Origin of the sequence: Bombella pollinis (assembly GCF_026385485.1) — a bacterium.
Taxonomy (GTDB): Bacteria; Pseudomonadota; Alphaproteobacteria; order Acetobacterales; family Acetobacteraceae; genus Bombella; species Bombella pollinis.
Genome location: NZ_JANIDX010000002.1, coordinates 261,291 through 279,810 on the forward strand (window position 1 = coordinate 261,291; position 18,520 = coordinate 279,810).

The 18,520-nt window shown below is 51.5% G+C and carries 20 protein-coding genes and 4 tRNA genes; 4 read left to right on the plus strand and 20 right to left on the minus strand.

The genetic code is table 11. The features are described from left to right. Nucleotides 1–2: 2 nt before the first annotated feature. Complete coding sequence (locus tag NQF89_RS03180) at nt 3–659, minus strand: hypothetical protein (protein ID WP_155579440.1); 657 nt, start codon at nt 657–659, stop codon at nt 3–5. A gap of 47 nt (nt 660–706) precedes the next feature. Continuing rightward, entirely contained in the window at nt 707–2,551 is a 1,845-nt protein-coding gene (locus NQF89_RS03185; protein WP_155573362.1) for an HAD-IIIC family phosphatase, read from the minus strand. Nucleotides 2,552–2,707: 156 nt separating this feature from the next. Here NQF89_RS03185 and NQF89_RS03190 point away from each other — a divergent pair, with 156 nt between their 5' ends. Beyond that, nucleotides 2,708–3,349 carry a hypothetical protein gene (locus NQF89_RS03190; protein WP_266137482.1) on the plus strand — a complete coding sequence of 214 codons (642 nt, stop codon included), beginning with the start codon at nt 2,708–2,710 and terminating at the stop codon, nt 3,347–3,349. A gap of 17 nt (nt 3,350–3,366) precedes the next feature. Further along, nucleotides 3,367–4,401 (plus strand): glycosyltransferase family 32 protein, encoded by a 1,035-nt coding sequence (locus NQF89_RS03195; RefSeq protein ID WP_155573364.1) that lies wholly within the window; start codon nt 3,367–3,369, stop codon nt 4,399–4,401. 123 nt (nt 4,402–4,524) lie between these two features. On the opposite strand, the gene NQF89_RS03200 is transcribed toward NQF89_RS03195, so the two are convergent. The 8 genes from NQF89_RS03200 to ispH all read right to left on the minus strand — a co-directional run bounded on the left by NQF89_RS03200 (nt 4,525) and on the right by ispH (nt 8,271). Continuing rightward, nucleotides 4,525–4,601: transfer RNA gene (locus tag NQF89_RS03200), tRNA-Arg, on the minus strand. Nucleotides 4,602–4,622: 21 nt separating this feature from the next. Beyond that, nucleotides 4,623–4,699 (minus strand) — tRNA-Pro (locus NQF89_RS03205). Nucleotides 4,700–4,778: 79 nt separating this feature from the next. Beyond that, nucleotides 4,779–5,294, minus strand: coding sequence for a xanthine phosphoribosyltransferase (gpt, locus tag NQF89_RS03210; RefSeq protein ID WP_155573365.1), 516 nt, complete (start codon nt 5,292–5,294; stop codon nt 4,779–4,781). Between the two features lie 146 nt (nt 5,295–5,440). Then, a tRNA-Asn gene (locus NQF89_RS03215) sits at nt 5,441–5,516 on the minus strand. Between the two features lie 129 nt (nt 5,517–5,645). Next, a tRNA-Asn gene (locus tag NQF89_RS03220) sits at nt 5,646–5,721 on the minus strand. A gap of 110 nt (nt 5,722–5,831) precedes the next feature. Continuing rightward, nucleotides 5,832–6,299, minus strand: a complete 468-nt coding sequence (gene rnhA, locus NQF89_RS03225) for a ribonuclease HI (RefSeq protein WP_266137483.1) — start codon at nt 6,297–6,299, stop codon at nt 5,832–5,834. Further along, on the minus strand, nt 6,289–7,242 hold the full coding sequence (locus NQF89_RS03230; RefSeq protein ID WP_155573367.1) for a homoserine kinase: 954 nt from the start codon (nt 7,240–7,242) through the stop codon (nt 6,289–6,291). Before NQF89_RS03230 ends, rnhA begins: the two co-directional genes overlap by 11 nt. 6 nt (nt 7,243–7,248) lie before the next feature. Continuing rightward, a complete protein-coding gene (ispH, locus tag NQF89_RS03235) occupies nt 7,249–8,271 on the minus strand; it encodes a 4-hydroxy-3-methylbut-2-enyl diphosphate reductase (RefSeq protein WP_155573368.1) in 1,023 nt (340 codons plus the stop codon). A 163-nt stretch (nt 8,272–8,434) separates the two neighbouring features. Here ispH and NQF89_RS03240 point away from each other — a divergent pair, with 163 nt between their 5' ends. Next, the gene (locus NQF89_RS03240) at nt 8,435–9,037 is read left to right on the plus strand and encodes a hypothetical protein (RefSeq protein WP_266137484.1); all 603 of its coding nucleotides are present in this window, start codon (nt 8,435–8,437) and stop codon (nt 9,035–9,037) included. Nucleotides 9,038–9,051: 14 nt separating this feature from the next. On the opposite strand, the gene NQF89_RS03245 is transcribed toward NQF89_RS03240, so the two are convergent. The 3 genes from NQF89_RS03245 to NQF89_RS03255 form a co-directional block, all read right to left on the minus strand. After that, entirely contained in the window at nt 9,052–10,146 is a 1,095-nt protein-coding gene (locus tag NQF89_RS03245; RefSeq protein WP_155573370.1) for a glycosyltransferase family protein, read from the minus strand. 6 nt (nt 10,147–10,152) lie between these two features. Further along, the gene (locus NQF89_RS03250; RefSeq protein ID WP_155573371.1) at nt 10,153–10,749 is read right to left on the minus strand and encodes a hypothetical protein; all 597 of its coding nucleotides are present in this window, start codon (nt 10,747–10,749) and stop codon (nt 10,153–10,155) included. Nucleotides 10,750–10,928: 179 nt separating this feature from the next. Continuing rightward, complete coding sequence (locus NQF89_RS03255) at nt 10,929–11,474, minus strand: DUF4142 domain-containing protein (protein WP_155573372.1); 546 nt, start codon at nt 11,472–11,474, stop codon at nt 10,929–10,931. 110 nt (nt 11,475–11,584) lie between these two features. Between NQF89_RS03255 and NQF89_RS03260 the strand changes: the two genes are divergently transcribed. Then, nucleotides 11,585–11,971 (plus strand): DUF423 domain-containing protein, encoded by a 387-nt coding sequence (locus tag NQF89_RS03260; protein ID WP_196424603.1) that lies wholly within the window; start codon nt 11,585–11,587, stop codon nt 11,969–11,971. Here the strand turns inward: NQF89_RS03260 and NQF89_RS03265 are convergent. The 7 genes from NQF89_RS03265 to rplS form a co-directional block, all read right to left on the minus strand. After that, nucleotides 11,968–12,288, minus strand: coding sequence for a hypothetical protein (locus NQF89_RS03265; RefSeq protein WP_266137485.1), 321 nt, complete (start codon nt 12,286–12,288; stop codon nt 11,968–11,970). The genes NQF89_RS03260 and NQF89_RS03265 overlap by 4 nt on opposite strands. A gap of 127 nt (nt 12,289–12,415) precedes the next feature. Further along, nucleotides 12,416–13,621: a pyridoxal phosphate-dependent aminotransferase gene (locus NQF89_RS03270; protein WP_155573374.1), complete on the minus strand. Its 1,206-nt coding sequence runs from the start codon at nt 13,619–13,621 to the stop codon at nt 12,416–12,418. Further along, nucleotides 13,621–14,823, minus strand: a complete 1,203-nt coding sequence (locus NQF89_RS03275; protein WP_155573375.1) for a pyridoxal phosphate-dependent aminotransferase — start codon at nt 14,821–14,823, stop codon at nt 13,621–13,623. The genes NQF89_RS03270 and NQF89_RS03275 overlap by 1 nt, the downstream gene beginning before the upstream one ends. A gap of 49 nt (nt 14,824–14,872) precedes the next feature. Beyond that, complete coding sequence (leuB, locus tag NQF89_RS03280) at nt 14,873–15,982, minus strand: 3-isopropylmalate dehydrogenase (RefSeq protein WP_266137486.1); 1,110 nt, start codon at nt 15,980–15,982, stop codon at nt 14,873–14,875. Then, nucleotides 15,979–16,641, minus strand: a complete 663-nt coding sequence (gene leuD / locus NQF89_RS03285; RefSeq protein WP_155579453.1) for a 3-isopropylmalate dehydratase small subunit — start codon at nt 16,639–16,641, stop codon at nt 15,979–15,981. The genes leuB and leuD overlap by 4 nt, the downstream gene beginning before the upstream one ends. A 2-nt stretch (nt 16,642–16,643) precedes the next feature. Then, entirely contained in the window at nt 16,644–18,086 is a 1,443-nt protein-coding gene (leuC, locus tag NQF89_RS03290) for a 3-isopropylmalate dehydratase large subunit (RefSeq protein WP_155573378.1), read from the minus strand. 33 nt (nt 18,087–18,119) lie between these two features. Next, nucleotides 18,120–18,497, minus strand: coding sequence for a 50S ribosomal protein L19 (gene rplS, locus NQF89_RS03295; protein ID WP_155573379.1), 378 nt, complete (start codon nt 18,495–18,497; stop codon nt 18,120–18,122). Between the last annotated feature and the right edge of the window lie 23 nt (nt 18,498–18,520).

The following is an 18,520-nucleotide window of genomic DNA, read 5'->3' on the forward strand; positions in this document are numbered from 1 at the left end:
CCTTAGCCCTCCCCCACGATAGGTTGCAGACGGGTTGCTGTGATAATGCAATGCCCTTTCCCCTCATAAAGGGGTAAAGAGAGTGTTACAGTTTCATTCACACCCAAACGTCCCAAAGCCGCAAAGGCGACTCGGCTTTCCTTTAAATCAATCCGGGCATCACCCAGCAACGCAGTATGGAACTCAGACGCACCCCCTACAGGAAACACTAATTCCCTTACTCTTTGTCCTGTAGAGGCTAGTCGTACTTCGCCAATATCGGGGTTTGTCATTAAAACCAACCCTTGGAACATATCATGCGTAATAGGTAAAAAACGCTCCCACCCATTAAGCCCAACGACAAGAGGCGTTTTGTTATTATGAACGTCAATAGAAAGATATTCGCCTGTTAATTTCTTACGCAAAGTTACAAAATCATCAGATGTACGTTCTAACAAAAACTCTGGCACCTCTAACGGGCTCCCTGCACTCCCCCACCATGTCGGCACAGAGGAGATTGGCAATGGATAAGGCAGAGCCACAAATCCCTTTAATAACATCCCTAATATCGGAACGCGCGCCAGCCCTTTGTAATAAGGAGCGTAACATAGAACATGCCCGTAAGCATCAAGGAACCAAATACGCTCAAAAGAGACATTAAAAGCGTTTTTTATCGACATTTAAAATCCTTATTACCCTACTATTCTAACACATAGCGATATTGTGCTTATTGCACGGCTAAATCATCAGGCGAAACATCTTTCTCTTTTACAGAGGAAGGCCCTTCATCCTGCTCTGAAACTGATGCTTCGTGCAATTCACGCAGCTTCTTTTGATACAAATCCTTGAGATACTGCCCAGCCCTTAAATAAACCACACGACCAAAATGATCATAGGTGTGAGCATCCTCAGGGGATTGGATGAATTGGTCAAAATTGACACAACGCACATTCGGGAACTCCTCAGAGACCTCATACTGCCAGAATGCCACCGTATTATGCCGCTCTAAAATCCCAGAATCTGGATATAAGTCCGGCACCTTAGACGGCAAGGTAAACAACACAACATCACAGTGAGCAGGAACTTTACGCAAAATAGCCCTTAGATTCTCCTTATGTCGCTCCTCATCAATCACACCTAGGGGCCGTAGATTCGCTTTTGCAAAGCGATAATGCCGCAACTCAGAACGTGGACCCCCCATCCTCAAGAAGTCATCTTCATAAAACTCTTGAAAGTTACCGTATGCTACCTGCGGAGGGCAATAAGTCGCCGTATGCTCACTATCGGGCAAACGGTAAATCTGGAATCCAGCATCAGCCCAAAAACTAAAAACAACAAGTCCCCAAGCGGCATCTTCTAATGGCTTTAAGGAGGGGAAGAAATCCTCCGCTTGATAACCACATTGCCGCAGAGTTGTTTTTTCCTGCTCGCAACCTTCCACACTAATACGCACCATAGAGGAATGGTCCCGCCGGATAAGGAAGCCATGGCGCACCGTATTTGTAAAAACGGTAATATCGCTAGAGCAATCCTTCACATAATGCCGAATGGAATCAACATCACATCCGCCACCCATAAGAATGGGATAATCCGCTTGCTCAAGAGGGACAGCCTCCCCGTCACTATCAAAGGATGTGAGCTGTACCCAATCCACGGGGGCTGTATCTGTAGTCGGGTCATTTGCGACCTCGCCTTGTACCTCAAGATAAGGTTTACCTAGATAACGATAAACCCATGTCTCAATATGCATCCCCAATGTACGGCAGGAAAAGCAGAAATGCACAAGGAAGTTATCCGTTGCATTTTGCACGACATGGAAAAAACCAACAATCCCATAATCGCCGTAATTATCCCGGACACGCACCACCGCCATATGGTTGAACGTGCCTGTATGCTCTACCATCCGCTCTACATCATAAAGGGCTTCCGCTTTATTCTCTGAGAGCCTCTTTTTTGTAAAGTTAAGCTGATTCGTCCGATTGAGCAGCTCGGCAACACGCTCTTTATGGTCTGTCAAATCATAGATAATTTCGACCTGTATATTACTCTTTCTAAGAAACTCATAATCATCAAGAGCAGCATCACCATTTCCTTCACGGTCTGCATATTTCTGCTCTTGCAATTTATACTGTTTAAGACGTGTTTTTTCTTTATCATCTTTGCCCTTAAAAAGGTCAGACTCTAATATCTGGGCTATAAAATGCTCATCCTCAACCTGAATACCGGGGCAGGCTTGACGCACTTCCTCACGATTAGTGGCATTATCATCAATGAACATAACCGCCTCTGGGCGAAGCTGCATTTTTTGAATAATCTCAGCAACACGTTTACCTTTGCTGGACCAATCAATACTGGGAAACACAAAGTGATCCCACACACCCATAGCCTCAAGCTGCGTTTTGACAGATTCAAAATCATTTTTTGAACAAATCGAGTTCATAATGCCGCGCTCCGTTAAAGAGACGACAATCTCCGAAGAATCACTTCCCGCAATGATGCCCTCCTCGGCTAATGTACCTTTCCAAAAGGTCTCGTCCATGTCCCATATTAGCAATCGAACTGCTTCACTCATCCCCACATCCTAACCCCGTACAGAAAGAAGGCTTTTTACAACCCTCTCACCTACGGCACACAAAGTGTAACGCTCTATCTCCGTACAGTATAAACTTTTTCTCAAGAATGAGGAAATAATCTTATAAAGAATCATAAAAAGTTCTATAGTCTTGTGATGATGCAGCATAGCTCACCTTTTTTTGAGAGAGTTTGGTTTCTGGATTGCTTTGGGCATATCATCAGCTATGCTCCCTCTCAGGGCCGCCTTATTCGTACGCCCTTCCAAGGGACGCTAACCAATGGCTTTGTACCCTCCCCCTTCCCCATTCCGCTAGAAGCGGAGCTTACATGGTGGACCCTTTATGGGGAGCAACTACCCATCGAGCCTCTGATTATGAAGAAAATCCGCAGAGGTCTGGTTAAGTTGCAGAAGAAAGGGGCACAAGAATTTTTGAGCATCAATCCACGTTCTGATGACCTAGGCTTTGTAAACGACGTAAATGCGTGGGAGCAGTTTCTCCCTGTGACAGAGCAAATATTGCAAGGGCTTTCCCTCATCAGTGACCCTGATATGAGCACTATTTGTGAGGCGACATCAGCGCAACATGTGGGGCATTTCTCTTTTTTACCCCCTAGTGAAAATAAACCAGGCTGCGGGCGCATCGGGGATCATATAATCAATATTTATAACAATCTCTCTAGCCTCTCTGCTTTATCCAGCATTCAAGAGGGTGAGATGCGCACAATCTCTTTAACAAATGATGAAGATAACGCCATCAGTCACTTCACCCTCTCCTGCCGCTCGGTCAAACCCTAAGCGAAAGGGCCTGCATCATGTTCCTTAGCCGCCTTAATACTTATATTGCCTACACCACCGAGAGGCTAACACAACAGCATGTTTGCGCTTACAGCGATGAAAACGCTCTCCCTCCTGCCTCTGAGCAAGAGATGGCAAAGCATGGCTATGTGCTTAAAAATATGGGCAATAATCAATGTGTCTTTACCCATCCTGAAAAAGGAAACCTCGTTCTCCATCCTGATATGTCCATGGCTCACCATAGCAATATGCTCAGTGCCGATAGCTATGTGCGTATCATTGACCCTAATATACTTCCCGCCCCGCCATCAGCCGTAACGCCAGCCACCCAAATTGCAAAATATATCCACCAAACAGGCAAAGAGGCTGAGTTCCCCGAATCGTTTCGGCAAAATCGTGATAATCTGATTCTTCTCAACCCAGATTATGACTTCTGCTATTGGTCCGACCAAGGCGGCCGTACTATTCATGAGTTTATAGCAGAGCACTATGGTCACGATGTTTTACAATATTATAACGCTATAAACCCTCGCTACGGAGCCGCACGAGCCGATCTTTTCCGCTATCTTTGCCTCTATCAGCTTGGCGGCGTGTATTTGGACCTTAAATCAACAATCGTTGTCCCGCTGCATACAATAATTCATCCTGACGATACAGCCTTATTATCTTTCTGGCCACGTGTCAGTACGGAATATCCTGAGATTCAGCATGTTAAATATGCGGGAGAATATCAACAATTCTTCCTTATCTACGCAGCAGGGCACCCTCTATTGCGGCGTATTATTCATCAAACATTATGTAATATTAAGCTTTATGACCCTTTCATCCATGGTGTCGGCCTGCAAGGGACGTTCCTAACCACGGGGCCTATTATATATTCCCGTATTCTCCACAGCTATCGCACACCGCACAATGCACGGCTTTTCCATGCGTTAACAAGTGGTGTTGAGTATAATATTTTCTCTCACGAGGCTCATTACGCCAAAATTGGGCCAACGCATTATACGCGCCAAGACACCCCCCTCATCCTCAACCCCGAATCACTCCCTTAAAACACTGCCCACAGCACTAAGGGAGTGCGCGGCTCCATGTTGTGCCCTTTTACGGAGAGAGGATTAACTGTCCTACTCACAGAGGCTAAGAAGGCTATCTATTGTAAAGGGTAAAATATAAGCTGGTGCGCCCTGCTGGATTCGAACCAGCGACCCACAGCTTAGAAGGCTGTTGCTCTATCCAGCTGAGCTAAGGGCGCGCTGTGCCCTACTATAAAACGTGGTCGGGGCGCCCGGACTCGAACCGGGGGCCTCCTGTACCCAAAACAGGCGCGCTACCAGGCTGCGCCACGCCCCGACGACGTGAGCTACTTCTTAAAGGGCCTTACCCTTTTAGACAAGAGGGTTTCGGCCCAAAAAGGATGTTTTTTTACAAATTATACAACACTCCCTCGGCTAAGGGGCGGTACAAATTGCGGGGCCATATCCCACGGGAACAACACCCATGTATCTTGTGCGACTTCCGTTACATAATGGTCTGTATAAGGTCGGCCATCGGGTTTGGCATAAAGGCACGCAAACACCGCCTTAGGCAGCATCTCCCGCACATAACGCGCTGTCACACCGGAATCGACAAGGTCATCAACAATGAGGAACCCCTCACCGTCCCCTGCGGCCTCTGCCGCTTTGAGCAGTTTGGGTGCCTGCTGGGTCCCTTCCTCCCCCTCATAGCTCACTACTGAGACCGTCTCGATCAACCGGCATCCCAGCTCTCGCCCTAAAATTGCGGCAGGAATCAAACCGCCCCGTGTGATAGCCACAAGACCACGAAAGGGCCTATATTGACGCATCAACTCCGTTGCAAGCAGACGCGCATCACGGTGGAGTTGATCCCATGTCACGGTTGCATATTTAATGCTCTGAGAGCCTTGTGTCTGCGCTGCGCCTGTCATGTTGTTCTCTGCCCTTCCTTATGGCTAGTCCTCATACTTCCCCCCTCATACTGCATTGTAAGAAAGGGTAGAACCGTTAGGGCAGATTATTTGCAAGGGCTATAAAAAAAGCCCGCACCTTAAAAGGTCGGACTTACTAAAAAGGCTGGCTCCCGAAGTAGGACTCGAACCTACGACCCAGCGATTAACAGTCGCTTGCTCTACCAACTGAGCTATTCGGGACCAGCGAGGCTCTATCTAGCGAAACTCCTCGGATGGGTAAAGGCTTTTTTTCACAATGATGAAAAAACTTTCCTCGCTTTAAGCACAAAAAAAGCCCGCACCTTAAAAGGTCGGACTTGCCCAAAAGGCTGGCTCCCGAAGTAGGACTCGAACCTACGACCCAGCGATTAACAGTCGCTTGCTCTACCAACTGAGCTATTCGGGACCAGCGAGGCTCTATCTAGCGAAACTTAACCGATGGGTAAAGCCCTATAATGCGCTTCTCCACAAGAAAGATGCAAAACCTTCCTTATTGAAGGAGATAGCGGAAGCCCCTTACTCCAGCTCCTCCCGCCCCTCGGTTGCTAATTGGTCAACGCGCTCATTTTCCTCTAGCCCTGCGTGAGCCTTCACCCAATGCCATTCTATTTTATGGCGTTTTGCAACGTCTAAAATGCGCCGCCATAAATCCATATTCGCTACCGGGTCACCTGATGCATTACGCCAATTACGGCGTACCCACCCTGTATGCCAACGCATTATGCCATTCTGCAAATAAGCACTATCGGTATAAAGATTCACGATACAAGGTCGCTTTAGGGCCTCCAAGGCCATAGCGGCAGCGGTAAGCTCCATACGATTATTGGTCGTCTCCGCTTCGCCGCCTTTCATTTCCTTCTCATGCCCTTGATAGCGCAAAAGTACGCCCCATCCCCCGGGGCCGGGATTAGGTTTACACCCGCCATCGGTCCAAATATCAACCTCCATAGTGGGGGTATCTTTCGCCTCAGCATTACGGGACATGCGGCACCTTTTGGAAATGATTCAACCGCCGTTGATACGCCCATGGGTCTTTACGCGTCACTAACGCCCCGGCTGGGGTATGAACCCAGTCATAAAGACGCGTGAGCAAAAACCGTAACGCCGCCCCTTGGCATAAGACCGGCAAAGCCGCCCGCTCTGCATCACTTAGGGAGCGAATCTGCTCGTAACCTTGTAAAAGGGCCGCTGCTCGGTCGGGTTGATAATCTTGCTCGGCTTTAAAGCACCACGCATTTACACAAATAGCGAGGTCATAAGCGAGAAAGTCTGTACAGGCGAAGTAGAAGTCGATAATGCCGGATAAGGTCTCTCCTTCAAAAAAGACATTATCCACGAATAAATCGGCATGAATCTGCCCACGCGGTAAATCATTCGCCTCTGGCCATGCCTTAATAGCCGCAGCGAGAGCCTCTTTTGTTTCTGTAATGAGGGCTGCTACAGCCTCATCACCGCCATCGGTGCAACTTGCGAAGACGCTTTGCCATCCCTGTGGCCCCAGAGCGTTGGGACGCTCCGCTTCATAACTTTGCCCCGCCTTGTGCAAACGCGCCAAAGCCTGCCCCACTTGCGCGCACGCCGCTGGTGTAATCTCCTCCCGTGCGTGCCCCTCAAGGAAGCTGACAATCACAGCAGGCTTACCCGCTAATTGCCGCAATACGCGGCCATCCCGCGCCATGACAGGTTGAGGGCACGCAATATCATGCTGCGCTAAATGACCCATCAACCCCAAGAACCACGGCAATTCTTGCGGGTTCATGCGTTTTTCAAAAAGGGTTAGGATAAAGCGGCCCTGCGTTGTCTTGAGCAAAAAATTGCTATTTTCAACACCTTCCGCAATTCCAACGAAGGAGTGCAAGTCCCCTATAGCGTAAAGGGAGAGGAAGTCCCGTAAGACCTCCTCATCTAACTCCGTATAAACGGCCATAAGGCTTTAGACCGCATCCGCCAGAGGCTGTGGCAAGCGGAAATTGATATTCTCCTCCTTCACAATGCGCTCCTCAATAGTGACATCATAGCGAGCGGAAAGCTCCTCTATCATCTCCTGCACCAAGCTCTCCGGTGCGGAAGCCCCGGCACTCATCCCCAATGTTTTAACGCCATTCAATTCGCTCCAATCCATATCGGAGACTTTCGGCACCAAGAGGGCACGCTTTGCAAGAGAGCGTTCTGCCACTTCGCGTAGCCGCTGCGAATTGGAGGAGTTGGGCGAGCCAATAACAATCACCAAATCACATTCCGCAGCCAGCTCCTTAACCGCCATTTGGCGATTCGTCGTGGCGTAACAAATATCTTCCCGCCGTGGCCCCTCAATATTAGGAAAACGCGTACGCAGAATATCAACAATCTCCGCTGTATCATCAACTGAGAGTGTCGTTTGGGTAATGAAGGCGAGACGATTCACATCCTTTGGCTGAACCTCAGCAGCCTCACGCGCATCATTAATCAAGGTAACGGCTCCGGGAGGGAGCTGCCCCATCGTCCCCACAACCTCGGGGTGACCTGCATGGCCAATCATCAAAATATGACGCTGCTCCGGCCCACCACCGGCAAAATGACGCTCTGCCTCCCGATGCACTTTAGAGACAAGCGGGCATGTAGCATCCAAATATAAGAGGTTACGCCGCTGCGCCTCCGCTGGCACGGATTTCGGCACACCATGGGCGGAAAACACCACATGACCATCTTCAGGAACTTCATCAAGCTCCTCTACAAAGATAGCCCCTTTTTCTTCCAGCCCCTCCACAACGGTACGGTTATGAACAATCTCATGGCGGACATAAACAGGAGCACCATAGCGGCGTAAGGCTTCCTCCACCACACGAATGGCGCGGTCCACCCCCGCACAAAAGCCACGCGGGCCGGCGAGTAGAATCTTTAATTTAGGCCGAGAGGCCGGCGAATCTGCTCCGGGGTTAGCAGAGTTGGAGGTTACAAGCGTCGTCTGTTCTGACATAATCTTCCCCAGGCAGGCGATAAACGATACAATATTGAACGGTTTGGCGATACCTCATACAAGGACATAGCGCATAAAGCATCCCCTTGGGGCCCTATATCGTCTGTATTGCCGTCTGCTGCAATGTCCTGCACCTAATTTTCTGTGGAGTTTTCTGAGTCCGATGCCTGTATTCTCCTCTCCTACCCGCATTTTCTCCCACCTGATGGGGGGACTCAGTACCCTCATGCTCGTAACATTACTCACTGGCTGTGAGGGTGAAGACACAACCCACACCTTCGCCCCCGCCTGCCCTAAGTTTGATGTACCCAGCCCCTTAGCCGACCTCATTACCTATGATGGTAAAGGGCTAGATGCCGCGCACAGGCTGACCTCAACGCATATTCTGGCCGTGCAAGGTGATTGCCGTACAGGCCCTAAGGATGAACAAAAACGCCCCCTCACCCGTGTTCGTCTTAGCTTGAACCTTCAGCTAGAGCGCGGCCCGGCGGCAAAGGGCGATACTGTGACCATTCCGTATTTTGTAGCCATCCTGCAAGATGGACAGATTGTGGATAAAAAAATCTTCACCGAGACGGTGAAATTAACGCCCTCTCTCTCGGTTATGCAGGCCAACACGCCCTTACGCTTTATTGATATTCCAACAGGGAACAACCCGCAAATTAGCCCCTACTCTATGGAAATCGGCTTCCAATTAAACCATGATGAGCTGACATATAACCGCACACATTTGCGGGCTGCGCAGTTCCAAGAGCATGTGCAGTAAGTAAGGTCCGTCCCCTATATGGCGGCTATATGCCGCCACCTATGCTCATCCTCCAAAAGCGTGCCGAGTGTCTGGCCAATCAAATAATTGGCCACGGCACGCTCATTAAACAGCTGATGATAACGCTGCCACCCCGCCCGCGCGACCGCTTGCCGCGCCTTGGGGTGGTGATGGAAGAAGCGCAGCATCTCACTTAGCTCCTCCAGCGTATTAAAAAAGCCCATTTCTTGGTCAGAAAAGAGGCGGTCATACCCTGTTTGCCGCTCCATAACCACAAGCTGGCCATTGCCAATCATCTGCGCAAGACGGTCAGAACTATAGAGGTAATAATCTGCGCGGCGGCTAATATTAAGACCCATTGCGCTCTGCTCTAGCAATGCGGCGTAAAAAGGCCCGTTCACATAAGGTTGCCCGCGTACCCCAGCATACGCATAGCGCATAGTGGGCGGCAATGTCCCCTCTAACATCTGGCAAAACCGATTCATCTCCCAGCTCTGACCACAAATGAGCCGCTCTCGCGCTGGATTGCCACAAGAATAAAAAAGGTCCGCCTTCAAAAACTGATTCGCAAACGCTCGGCCACGCTCAATGCTGGCATCTACCGGATTCGGTAAAAAATAGACGCGCCCTTCCTCTCCCACACACTCTCGCACAACAGAGCCTGCTGTGGAGATAAAGCTTGCATCCACCACCTGATGCCGCGCTGCAAAATCCCGTGCATTATCGGGAACAAATAATGCATCAATATTCCATTGAACGATGAGCATACCCGGCTGCTGGCGGCGTATCTCCGCAATAACAGCCGGGGGAATCATGTAGCCATGACCTAGTAAAAGAAGGTCCGGCGCACTAAGAGCGAGAAACGCCTTCAACGCACGCCATAAATATCGCCGCCCTAATTTGCGGCTGCCAAACCATCCCCCCGCACGCGCAATATCGCGGTAGGAGACATCAATAACGTGATGCCCGTTGCGGATTAACCCATGAGAGAGCTTTCCCCCCACGCTAAACTGGCTAGGGGCGTTCTTCTTCAAACTAAAAAAGAAATCCCCGACATGGACAATCTTTAACGGGCGCGCCGCCACCCGTTCTTGCCCATGCCGCGGCATAGGCCCTTAATCCTTCCACCATTGCACTGGCTCTTGGCCAGATTCATCCGTCTCCAATGGAGCTGTTTTCACCGTCTCCACCGCCGCAGATTTTTTGCGTTGTTGCTCCTTCAGTTGATGCAGCTCCGAACGAAGGCGTAAAATCTCCTCATCACGTTTTCGGAGTTCAGCCTTCCCTTCATCCACTTGGAGACGCAAATGCGTTATTTGCGTTGTCGCCGTACGGACACGTTCCCCCAAAAGCGCAATTTCTGCCTCTGCGTCATGAGCGCGGCGTCTTTCCCGCTGTAAACTCTGCTTGAGCCGCTCTTGCTCCTGCCCCGCTTCTGTCGTGATAGCCGCGCGGTTTGTATGCCGCTTCTGCCCGGGGCGCGTAAGAGTTTGATGCTCCACGACCACGGTATCATCCCCCGCAAAACGCCGCCGCCTTGCTGTGGTCTGCTGCCCTACCCGCGCCCTAGAGGGACCACGCCCCTCCTGATGAGCTTGCGGGCGTGATGTGCCCTCACTGCCTTGCGGGCTTGTCTTCCCTTTATTACCCATCCCCATTCTCTCCAACGCTTCACGGAGAGAATGTTCACTCAGATATGATTCATCCTGCATTGTCTATAATTTCAACAATCTTCAATAAAGTGATACAGCTAGGCCCGTTACCCTACCCCTCTCTCTACAAAATCCCCCCTCGAAGAAGAATGATGCATCACATTTAGAGAGAATAACGAACCTTTATTGTGAGCTACTACTTGCCTCTGCCACATCATCACAAAAAAGTCAAAAACAAGTTAACGATGATATAACCCATTACCTTGAGTACGGCACTGCTCCAACAAAGTTGCTACTGCAGTTGCAAGGCTTTTCACATCGGCTATACTCCCATTTTTCTGCACAGCAACTAAAGTGGCTCGCTCTTTAGCCGTGGAAGCATGGGTAATATCGTATAAGAAGGCCTTATCAAAAGGCCGCCCATACAGCTTGCCCAACGTCGCCAAACGGGCTTTCTCCACCGGCGAGGATGTATCCGCCAAAGTAAGATTAAAGTTCGTTGCAATCTTCTGCGCGGCAACATGCGTTTTATCGTAATCTTGCGCTAGCTGACTTGCAAAACCCTTAATAAGGGCATCCTCACTATGGGTTGCGGCTAAACTTGCAATAGCCTTCATATAAACGGCTTTAGAATCAATGCTCTGCACTATACCCACATCTGCCGCAGCAAGCTTAGGCGATGCTGTAGGGCCTTTTGGCAAGGGGGGAACCCTTGGAGGATTCGGCGGGAACATACATCCCCCCATCGCTAAAAATGCGATACAGGTTATAGAATAACGTCTCATACAATTTTCCCCTTCTCATCCCTCAAAACAACTGAAACAATGGGCGTCTCTTAGAATGACATCAGGTTATACTCAATATGCCACCACATAACAGGATGATTCCCCACTCTATGTGTAAGATATTACATTATCTTTTCGCACTTGGTGCTCTTTATGCTGGCCTTGCTGTGGCAACACAGGCACTTGCAACGCATCTACCTGATGCCGCCTTCTTCCCACCACAAGGGCGTAGCATGGTGCAAAAAGCCGCTGATATTGCCTTATGGCACGGTATTGCACTTTGCGCTCTTACCCTAGGCGTCACCCGCCTGCATCCGCTTCGCCTTACTATAGGATGCTTAGGACTCGCACTCGGCACCACCTTTTTTAGCATCCCCGTCGCCTTACATGGCTTTGGGTATCTCCTTCTCGCACGGCTTGCCCCTCTTGGAGGCAGTATGATCATCCTCTCATGGTTGTGCGTGGCATCATCCGCTTTAGGGCAAAAGAAGCCCTAACGCCTGCGGAGTTTATGTAAGAGCCACAACCCGATAAGCTGAATCAGCAGGGCCAATATAAAACACGCCAACACAATGCCAAGGAGCAACATTTGCTCCCGCCCCAAAGCGGTCTCGATATGGAATAAGCTATAAAGCTGCTGCCACCATCTTGTCCCAGCCACATACTGCACAAGAGGAAATACAGGGCGATAAAACCGCACGATCAGAAGGAAGCCGAATGTCAGCCCCAACAACACAAACATACGACCAAGCGTAGAAGCAACTGATACCTCTTTCCGTGAGGCTTTATAAAAAATTGGCCGTTTTCGTCTCACCGCAAACACCTATCCTCCTGATGACGTGCCCGCACCCTAGCAGGAAATCACGGCTTATCAAGAAAGGCCGACTTTTAAGAAGTATTTTCACAGTTGCGCTGTTACGCTTTTGCTAACAACTATCGTCCTAGCCCTTTATCCCCGCCACAAAATCCTTCAATCGCTCGCAGGCTTCGGCAAGCTCTGCATCGGCGGCCGCAAAGGAGAGCCGTAAATGTGGGCCATAACCAAAGGCAGAGCCGGGAACTGTAGCGATGTGCGCTTCCTCCAACAGAGCCTCAGCAAAGGCGACATCATCTTTTAACAAACGCCCCCCGGCTGAATACATTCCCATCAAAGTAGATAAGCCGGGATAAGCATAAAATGCCCCTTGCGGCATAGCGCAGCTAAGCCCGGTAATCTGCTGTAAAGCCCCGACCACAACGCCACGTCGCCGCTCATAAGTTGCCCGCATCGCCTGCACCCCGGCCATATCTTCCCGCAAAGCCGCGGCGGCCCCGCCTTGTGCCAAGGTACAAATGCCGGATGTCGCATTGCCCTGTACTTTAATCATCGCCTTAATGAGCGGCACAGGACCACAAGCGAAGCCGACACGCCAGCCAGTCATCGCATAAGCTTTGCTCATCCCATTGATGATGAGGACACGCTCTGCCAAATCCGGCGCGACATTGAGCAAAGAAAGATGCGCTTTACCATCAAAGGTGAGATGCTCGTAAATCTCGTCACTCATCACCATGACATGCGGGGCATCGCGCAACACGGCAGCAATCGCCTCCAAATCAGCGCGCTCTAGAATAGCCCCGGTCGGATTATTGGGGAAGTTCAGCACAAGCCAACGCGTGCGTGGGGTGATTGCTGAGCGAATCGCTTCTGCTTGTGGGCGAAAGCCATCTTCCTCCCGGCAAGGGACCTCCACCGGCACACCACCAAACATCCGCGCAATAAGGGGATAACTCACCCAATAAGGAGCGGGAACAACAACCTCATCCCCCTCATTTAAGGAGGCCATAAACGCATTAAAAATAGCTTGTTTGCCGCCATTACAGACCATCAACTGCTCTAGCGATACATCCAACCCATTATCCCGCTTAAACTTTGCCGCAATGGCCTCCAATAGCGGCTTCTGACCGGGAATTGGCGGATAGCCAGTATGCCCCGCGCGGACTTCTGCCACCGCACCTTCCAACGCGGCGTTAGGCGATGGGAAATCCGGCTGGCCCAAGGCTAAGGAAATCACCGGCTTACCCTGCGCTTTAAGCTCACGCGCACGCGCGGCCATAGCAATGGTTGCGGGTGTGGGTAATGTCGCTAAACGCTCAGCTGGTTTAAACATTAGGCTAGCCCCTCACAAAAACGGGCAATGCGGCGGCAGGCTTCCTCCAAAAGCTCCGTGCTTGTCGCGTATGACACACGGAAATAACCCGGCATCAAAAACGCAGTGCCATGCACGGCAGCAACCCCGGTTTCATCCAACAAGGCCGTGACGAAATCTTCATCATTCTTCAGCACATGCCCACTTGCTGTGCGCTTACCCAACAGATTTTGCACCGAGACGAACACATAAAAAGCCCCTTCCGGCTTAGGGCATATAAGCCCCGGCACGCGGGAAAGGGCTGCGACCACGAGGTCCCGCCGTTTTTGATAAACAGAGACCATCTCTTGAATGAAATCTTGCGGGGCAGACACAGCCGCCAAGGCCGCCGCTTGGGCGATAGAGCAGGCATTACTCGTACTTTGGCCTTGCAGCTTTATCAGCTCCTTTATCAACTGCACGGGGGCGGCAGCAAAACCAATACGCCAGCCTGTCATGGCATAGGCTTTACTGACACCATTCATCGTAAGGGTACGCTCCCGCAAGCGCGGCTCTACCTGCACGATGGTATAAGCCTGCCGCCCATCATAGGTCAGCTTGGCATAAATATCGTCCGTTAAAACCCAAATCTGCGGATGCTCTAGCAGCACATCTGTTAGGGCCTTTAACTCTTCACGAGAATACGCACTGCCTGTCGGATTACAGGGGGAGTTCAACATCAGCCAACGCGTCCGCGGTGTAATGGCTGCCCGTAACTGCTCGGCTGTTAGACGGAACCCCGTCTCGGACGTCGTGGGTACGATGACCGGCTTACCATCAGCCAGCTGTACAATATCAGGGTAAGAGACCCACGCCGGGGCCGGGATGATGACCTCATCCCCCTCATTCAATGTCGCGACCATGGCGTTATAAATGACCTGCTTACCGCCTATAGAGATGCAAATCTCCTCCGCGCGGTAATCAAGGTCGAAATCAGCATTCAACCGCGCAGCAACAGCTTGGCGTAAGGCCGGTGTTCCCGCTACGTCTGTATATTTTGTCTCGCCACGCTGGATTGCCTCTATCGCTGCCTGTTTGATGAAGTCAGGCGTATCAAAATCCGGCTCCCCGGCAGAGAGGCTAATAATATCCCGCCCCTCTGCTTTTAAAGCCCGCGCCTTTTGCGTAATGGCGATGGTCTGGCTAGGCAAAATACGCCCCATCCGCGTGGCAGCAAGTGGCATATCCACTCCTCTTTACATCTTTAACAGGGGCTTCTTAGGCCCCTTGCACTTAAGCGCGGGCGCGCAATGCTTTGAGAACAGCCGCACCCATCTCCTCAGTCCCCACGGGGGTATCGCCCGCCGCCGCAATATCTGCCGTCCGTAACCCAGAGGCCAGAACATCAGACACGGCTTGCTCAATCAACGCAGCATCCTCACCACGCTCCAGCGAATAACGCAGTAACATCGCTAAGGAGAGGATTTGCGCAAGCGGGTTCGCAATGCCCTTGCCCGCAATATCGGGTGCACTCCCATGAATGGGCTCATATAAAGCCGCGCGTTTATCACTCCCGACCGGTGTGCCTAATGTGGCAGAAGGCAACATGCCTAAAGAGCCCGTCAACATCGAGGCGAGGTCAGATAATAAATCCCCAAAGAGATTCCCCGTAACCATCACATCAAATTGCCGTGGGTCCCGCACGAGCTGCATCGCACAATTATCAGCTAACATGTGGGTCAGCGTGACATCGCTATATTCACGTTTATGTAGGTCCGTCACAACCTCACGCCAGAGCAGACCGCTCTCCATGACATTGCCCTTCTCTACCGAGCAAACACGACCACTCCGCAAACGAGCGAGGTCAAACGCTACACGGGCCACACGCTCAATCTCGGCTGTGGTGTAAACTTCGGTATTAATCCCGCGCTTTGTGCCATCGGGGAGGGTCTCAATACCGCGCGGCTCGCCAAAATACACACCGCCGACCGTCTCACGCACAATCATCAAATCCAACCCACGCACCACATCCGGCTTTAACGCAGATGCCGATAATAACGGGTCGAACAATTTGGCAGGACGTAAGTTTGCGTAAAGATTCAAATCCTTACGCAAGCGCAGAATAGCTACCTCTGGCCGGCGGTCAAAGGGGACATCTTTCCATGCTGGGTCCCCTACCGAGCCAAATAAAACAGCATCGGCCACTTTTGCTTTGGCAATCACCTCATCGCGGATGGGTACATCATATTTAGCCAGAGACGCCCCACCGACAAGGTCCTCCGACAAGTCAACATTAAGCCCGCGCTCGGCCTTCAACCAATCAATAATCTTGACCGCCTGAGCCATAATTTCTGGCCCGATGCCATCACCGGGCAGCAAAAGGATTTTATGTGAGGCACTCATACTGTTTCTCCTTTTGCGCCAATGACGCTTTGCGGGCGGCTAGCTTGCTTCGTTGAAGGCACCCACGCGCGTGAAGGCCGGGCCTCAAAAGCGCGGATGGCCTCCTCATGAGTCTTCAGCGTTTGAGCCACATCATCCAGCCCTTCTAAAAGAACCTGACGGCGGAACGGGTCCATCTCAAACGTCACGACCTCACCATCAGGGCGATGAATCTCTTGCTTTTCCAAATCAACGGTTAAGCGCGCATTTTCACCATGGCTCGCATCCTCCATCAGAGCGAGGCATTGCTCACGCGGCAGGCGAATGGGCAAAATGCCATTCTTAAAGCAGTTATTATAGAAAATATCGGCAAAGCTAGGCGCGATAACGCAACGAATACCGAAATCCAACAACGCCCAAGGGGCATGCTCGCGCGAAGAACCACAGCCCAGATTATCTAGCGTGATGAGAATACCAGCCTTACGATAGGCTGGTTTATTCAGCACGAAATCCGGGTTTTCCTTCCCCTGCGCATCATAACGTTGCCCGGCGAAAAGATGCTTACCCAACCCCGTGCGATGAATGGTTTTAAGAAAACGAGCGGGGATGATTTGGTCCGTATCCACATTCTCTTGTGGGAGAGCCGCTGCAACGCTGGTTAAACGTGTAAACTTTTCCATGATTAAGCGGCTCCTTCTGCCAATTCAGGCTTTAACAAATCACGCGCATCACAGAGCGTCCCTGTCACAGCCGCCGCAGCGGCCATAGTGGGAGAGCAAAGATGCGTCCGCCCATCCGGGCCTTGCCGTCCCTCAAAATTACGGTTGGAGGTGGATGCAGAACGCTGCCCCGCACTGAGCTTATCGGGGTTCATACCCAAGCACATAGAGCAGCCCGCTTCGCGCCATTCAAACCCGGCTTCACGGAAGATTTTGTCCAGCCCTTCTTGCTCCGCAGCATAGCGCACAAGGCCAGAGCCCGGCACGACCATCGCGCGCACACCCTCGGCCACCTTACGCCCCTTGAGGACTGCCGCAGCGGCGCGAAGGTCCTCAATACGGCTATTCGTACAAGAGCCAATAAAGACGACATCCACCGGTGTGCCGGCAATTTTCTGCCCTGCTTCTAGCCCCATATAGGCCAGCGTGCGGCGGATACGCTCGGCCTTGGCTGGGTCGGCAAACTCCTCAGGGCGGGGCACGGTGCCTGTAATGGGCAGGACATCTTCCGGGCTTGTCCCCCATGTGACAGACGGCGTAATTGCCGCGGCATCCAACACCACTTCTTCATCAAAATGCGCGCCATCATCGGTGGCTAACGTCTTCCAATAAGCCACGGCTTGCTCGAAAGCCTCACCCTGCGGGGCAAAAGGACGACCCTTTACATACGCAAAGGTCGTTTCATCCGGTGCGACCATGCCCGCGCGCGCTCCGGCCTCGATAGACATATTACACAGCGTCATGCGCCCAGCCATATCCAGATTACGGATGGCAGAGCCTGCAAACTCAATCACATGGCCTGTCCCACCAGCTGTGCCGATACGGCCAATGATGCTGAGCATGATGTCCTTTGCCGTCACGCCCGGTGCGACATCACCCTCAACCCGCACACGCATATTCTTGCTACGCTTCTGAAGCAGCGTCTGGGTTGCCAATACATGCTCGACTTCAGACGTACCAATACCAAAAGCCAAAGAGCCAAAAGCCCCATGGGTGGAGGTATGGCTATCCCCGCACACAATCGTCATGCCGGGGAGGGAAACGCCTTGCTCTGGCCCAACCACATGCACAATGCCCTGCTGGCGGGACCGTAAAGGAAAATATGGAACGCCAAACTCTTTAACATTCGCCTCCAATGTTTCAATTTGAAGGCGGCTCTGTGGGTCTTCCACCGGTTGGGAGCGGTCAGAGGTTGGAACATTATGGTCTGCCACAGCCATTGTGGCATCAGGACGCCGTACTGGGCGGCCCGCAGCCCGCAAACTCTCAAAAGCCTGCGGGCTGGTCACCTCATGGAGGAGGTGCCGGTCGATGTAGAGAAGGCTTGTTCCGTCATCAAGGGTTTTCACCACATGATCATCCCAGATCTTATCGTATAAAGTTCTAGGGGTTTCCGGATGTTGCATTCTCTCTCATCTCCTTTAATGAGAGCTGAAGAATCAGCCCTCCTGCTTCACATCGCGTGGACGCTCGGCAATACGAGCGGACTTACCAGAGCGACCGCGCAGATAATATAGCTTCGCACGGCGCACCTTACCACGGCGCACTACTGTAATATCAGCAATCGCAGGGGAGAAAAGAGGAAAAACACGCTCCACCCCCTCACCATTGGAGACTTTACGCACCGTAAAGCTGCTGCCAAGGCCACGGTTAGAGCGGGCAATCACGACCCCCTCAAACACCTGAACACGTTCGCGTGTGCCTTCCACAACGCGCACACCAACGCGCACTGTATCCCCTGCGGCGAACTCTGGTACGCTACGGATAGCAGCGAGACGCTCCATTTCGCGCGCCTCATATTGCTGAATGATGTTCATACTCAAACTCCTGCAAAAACAAA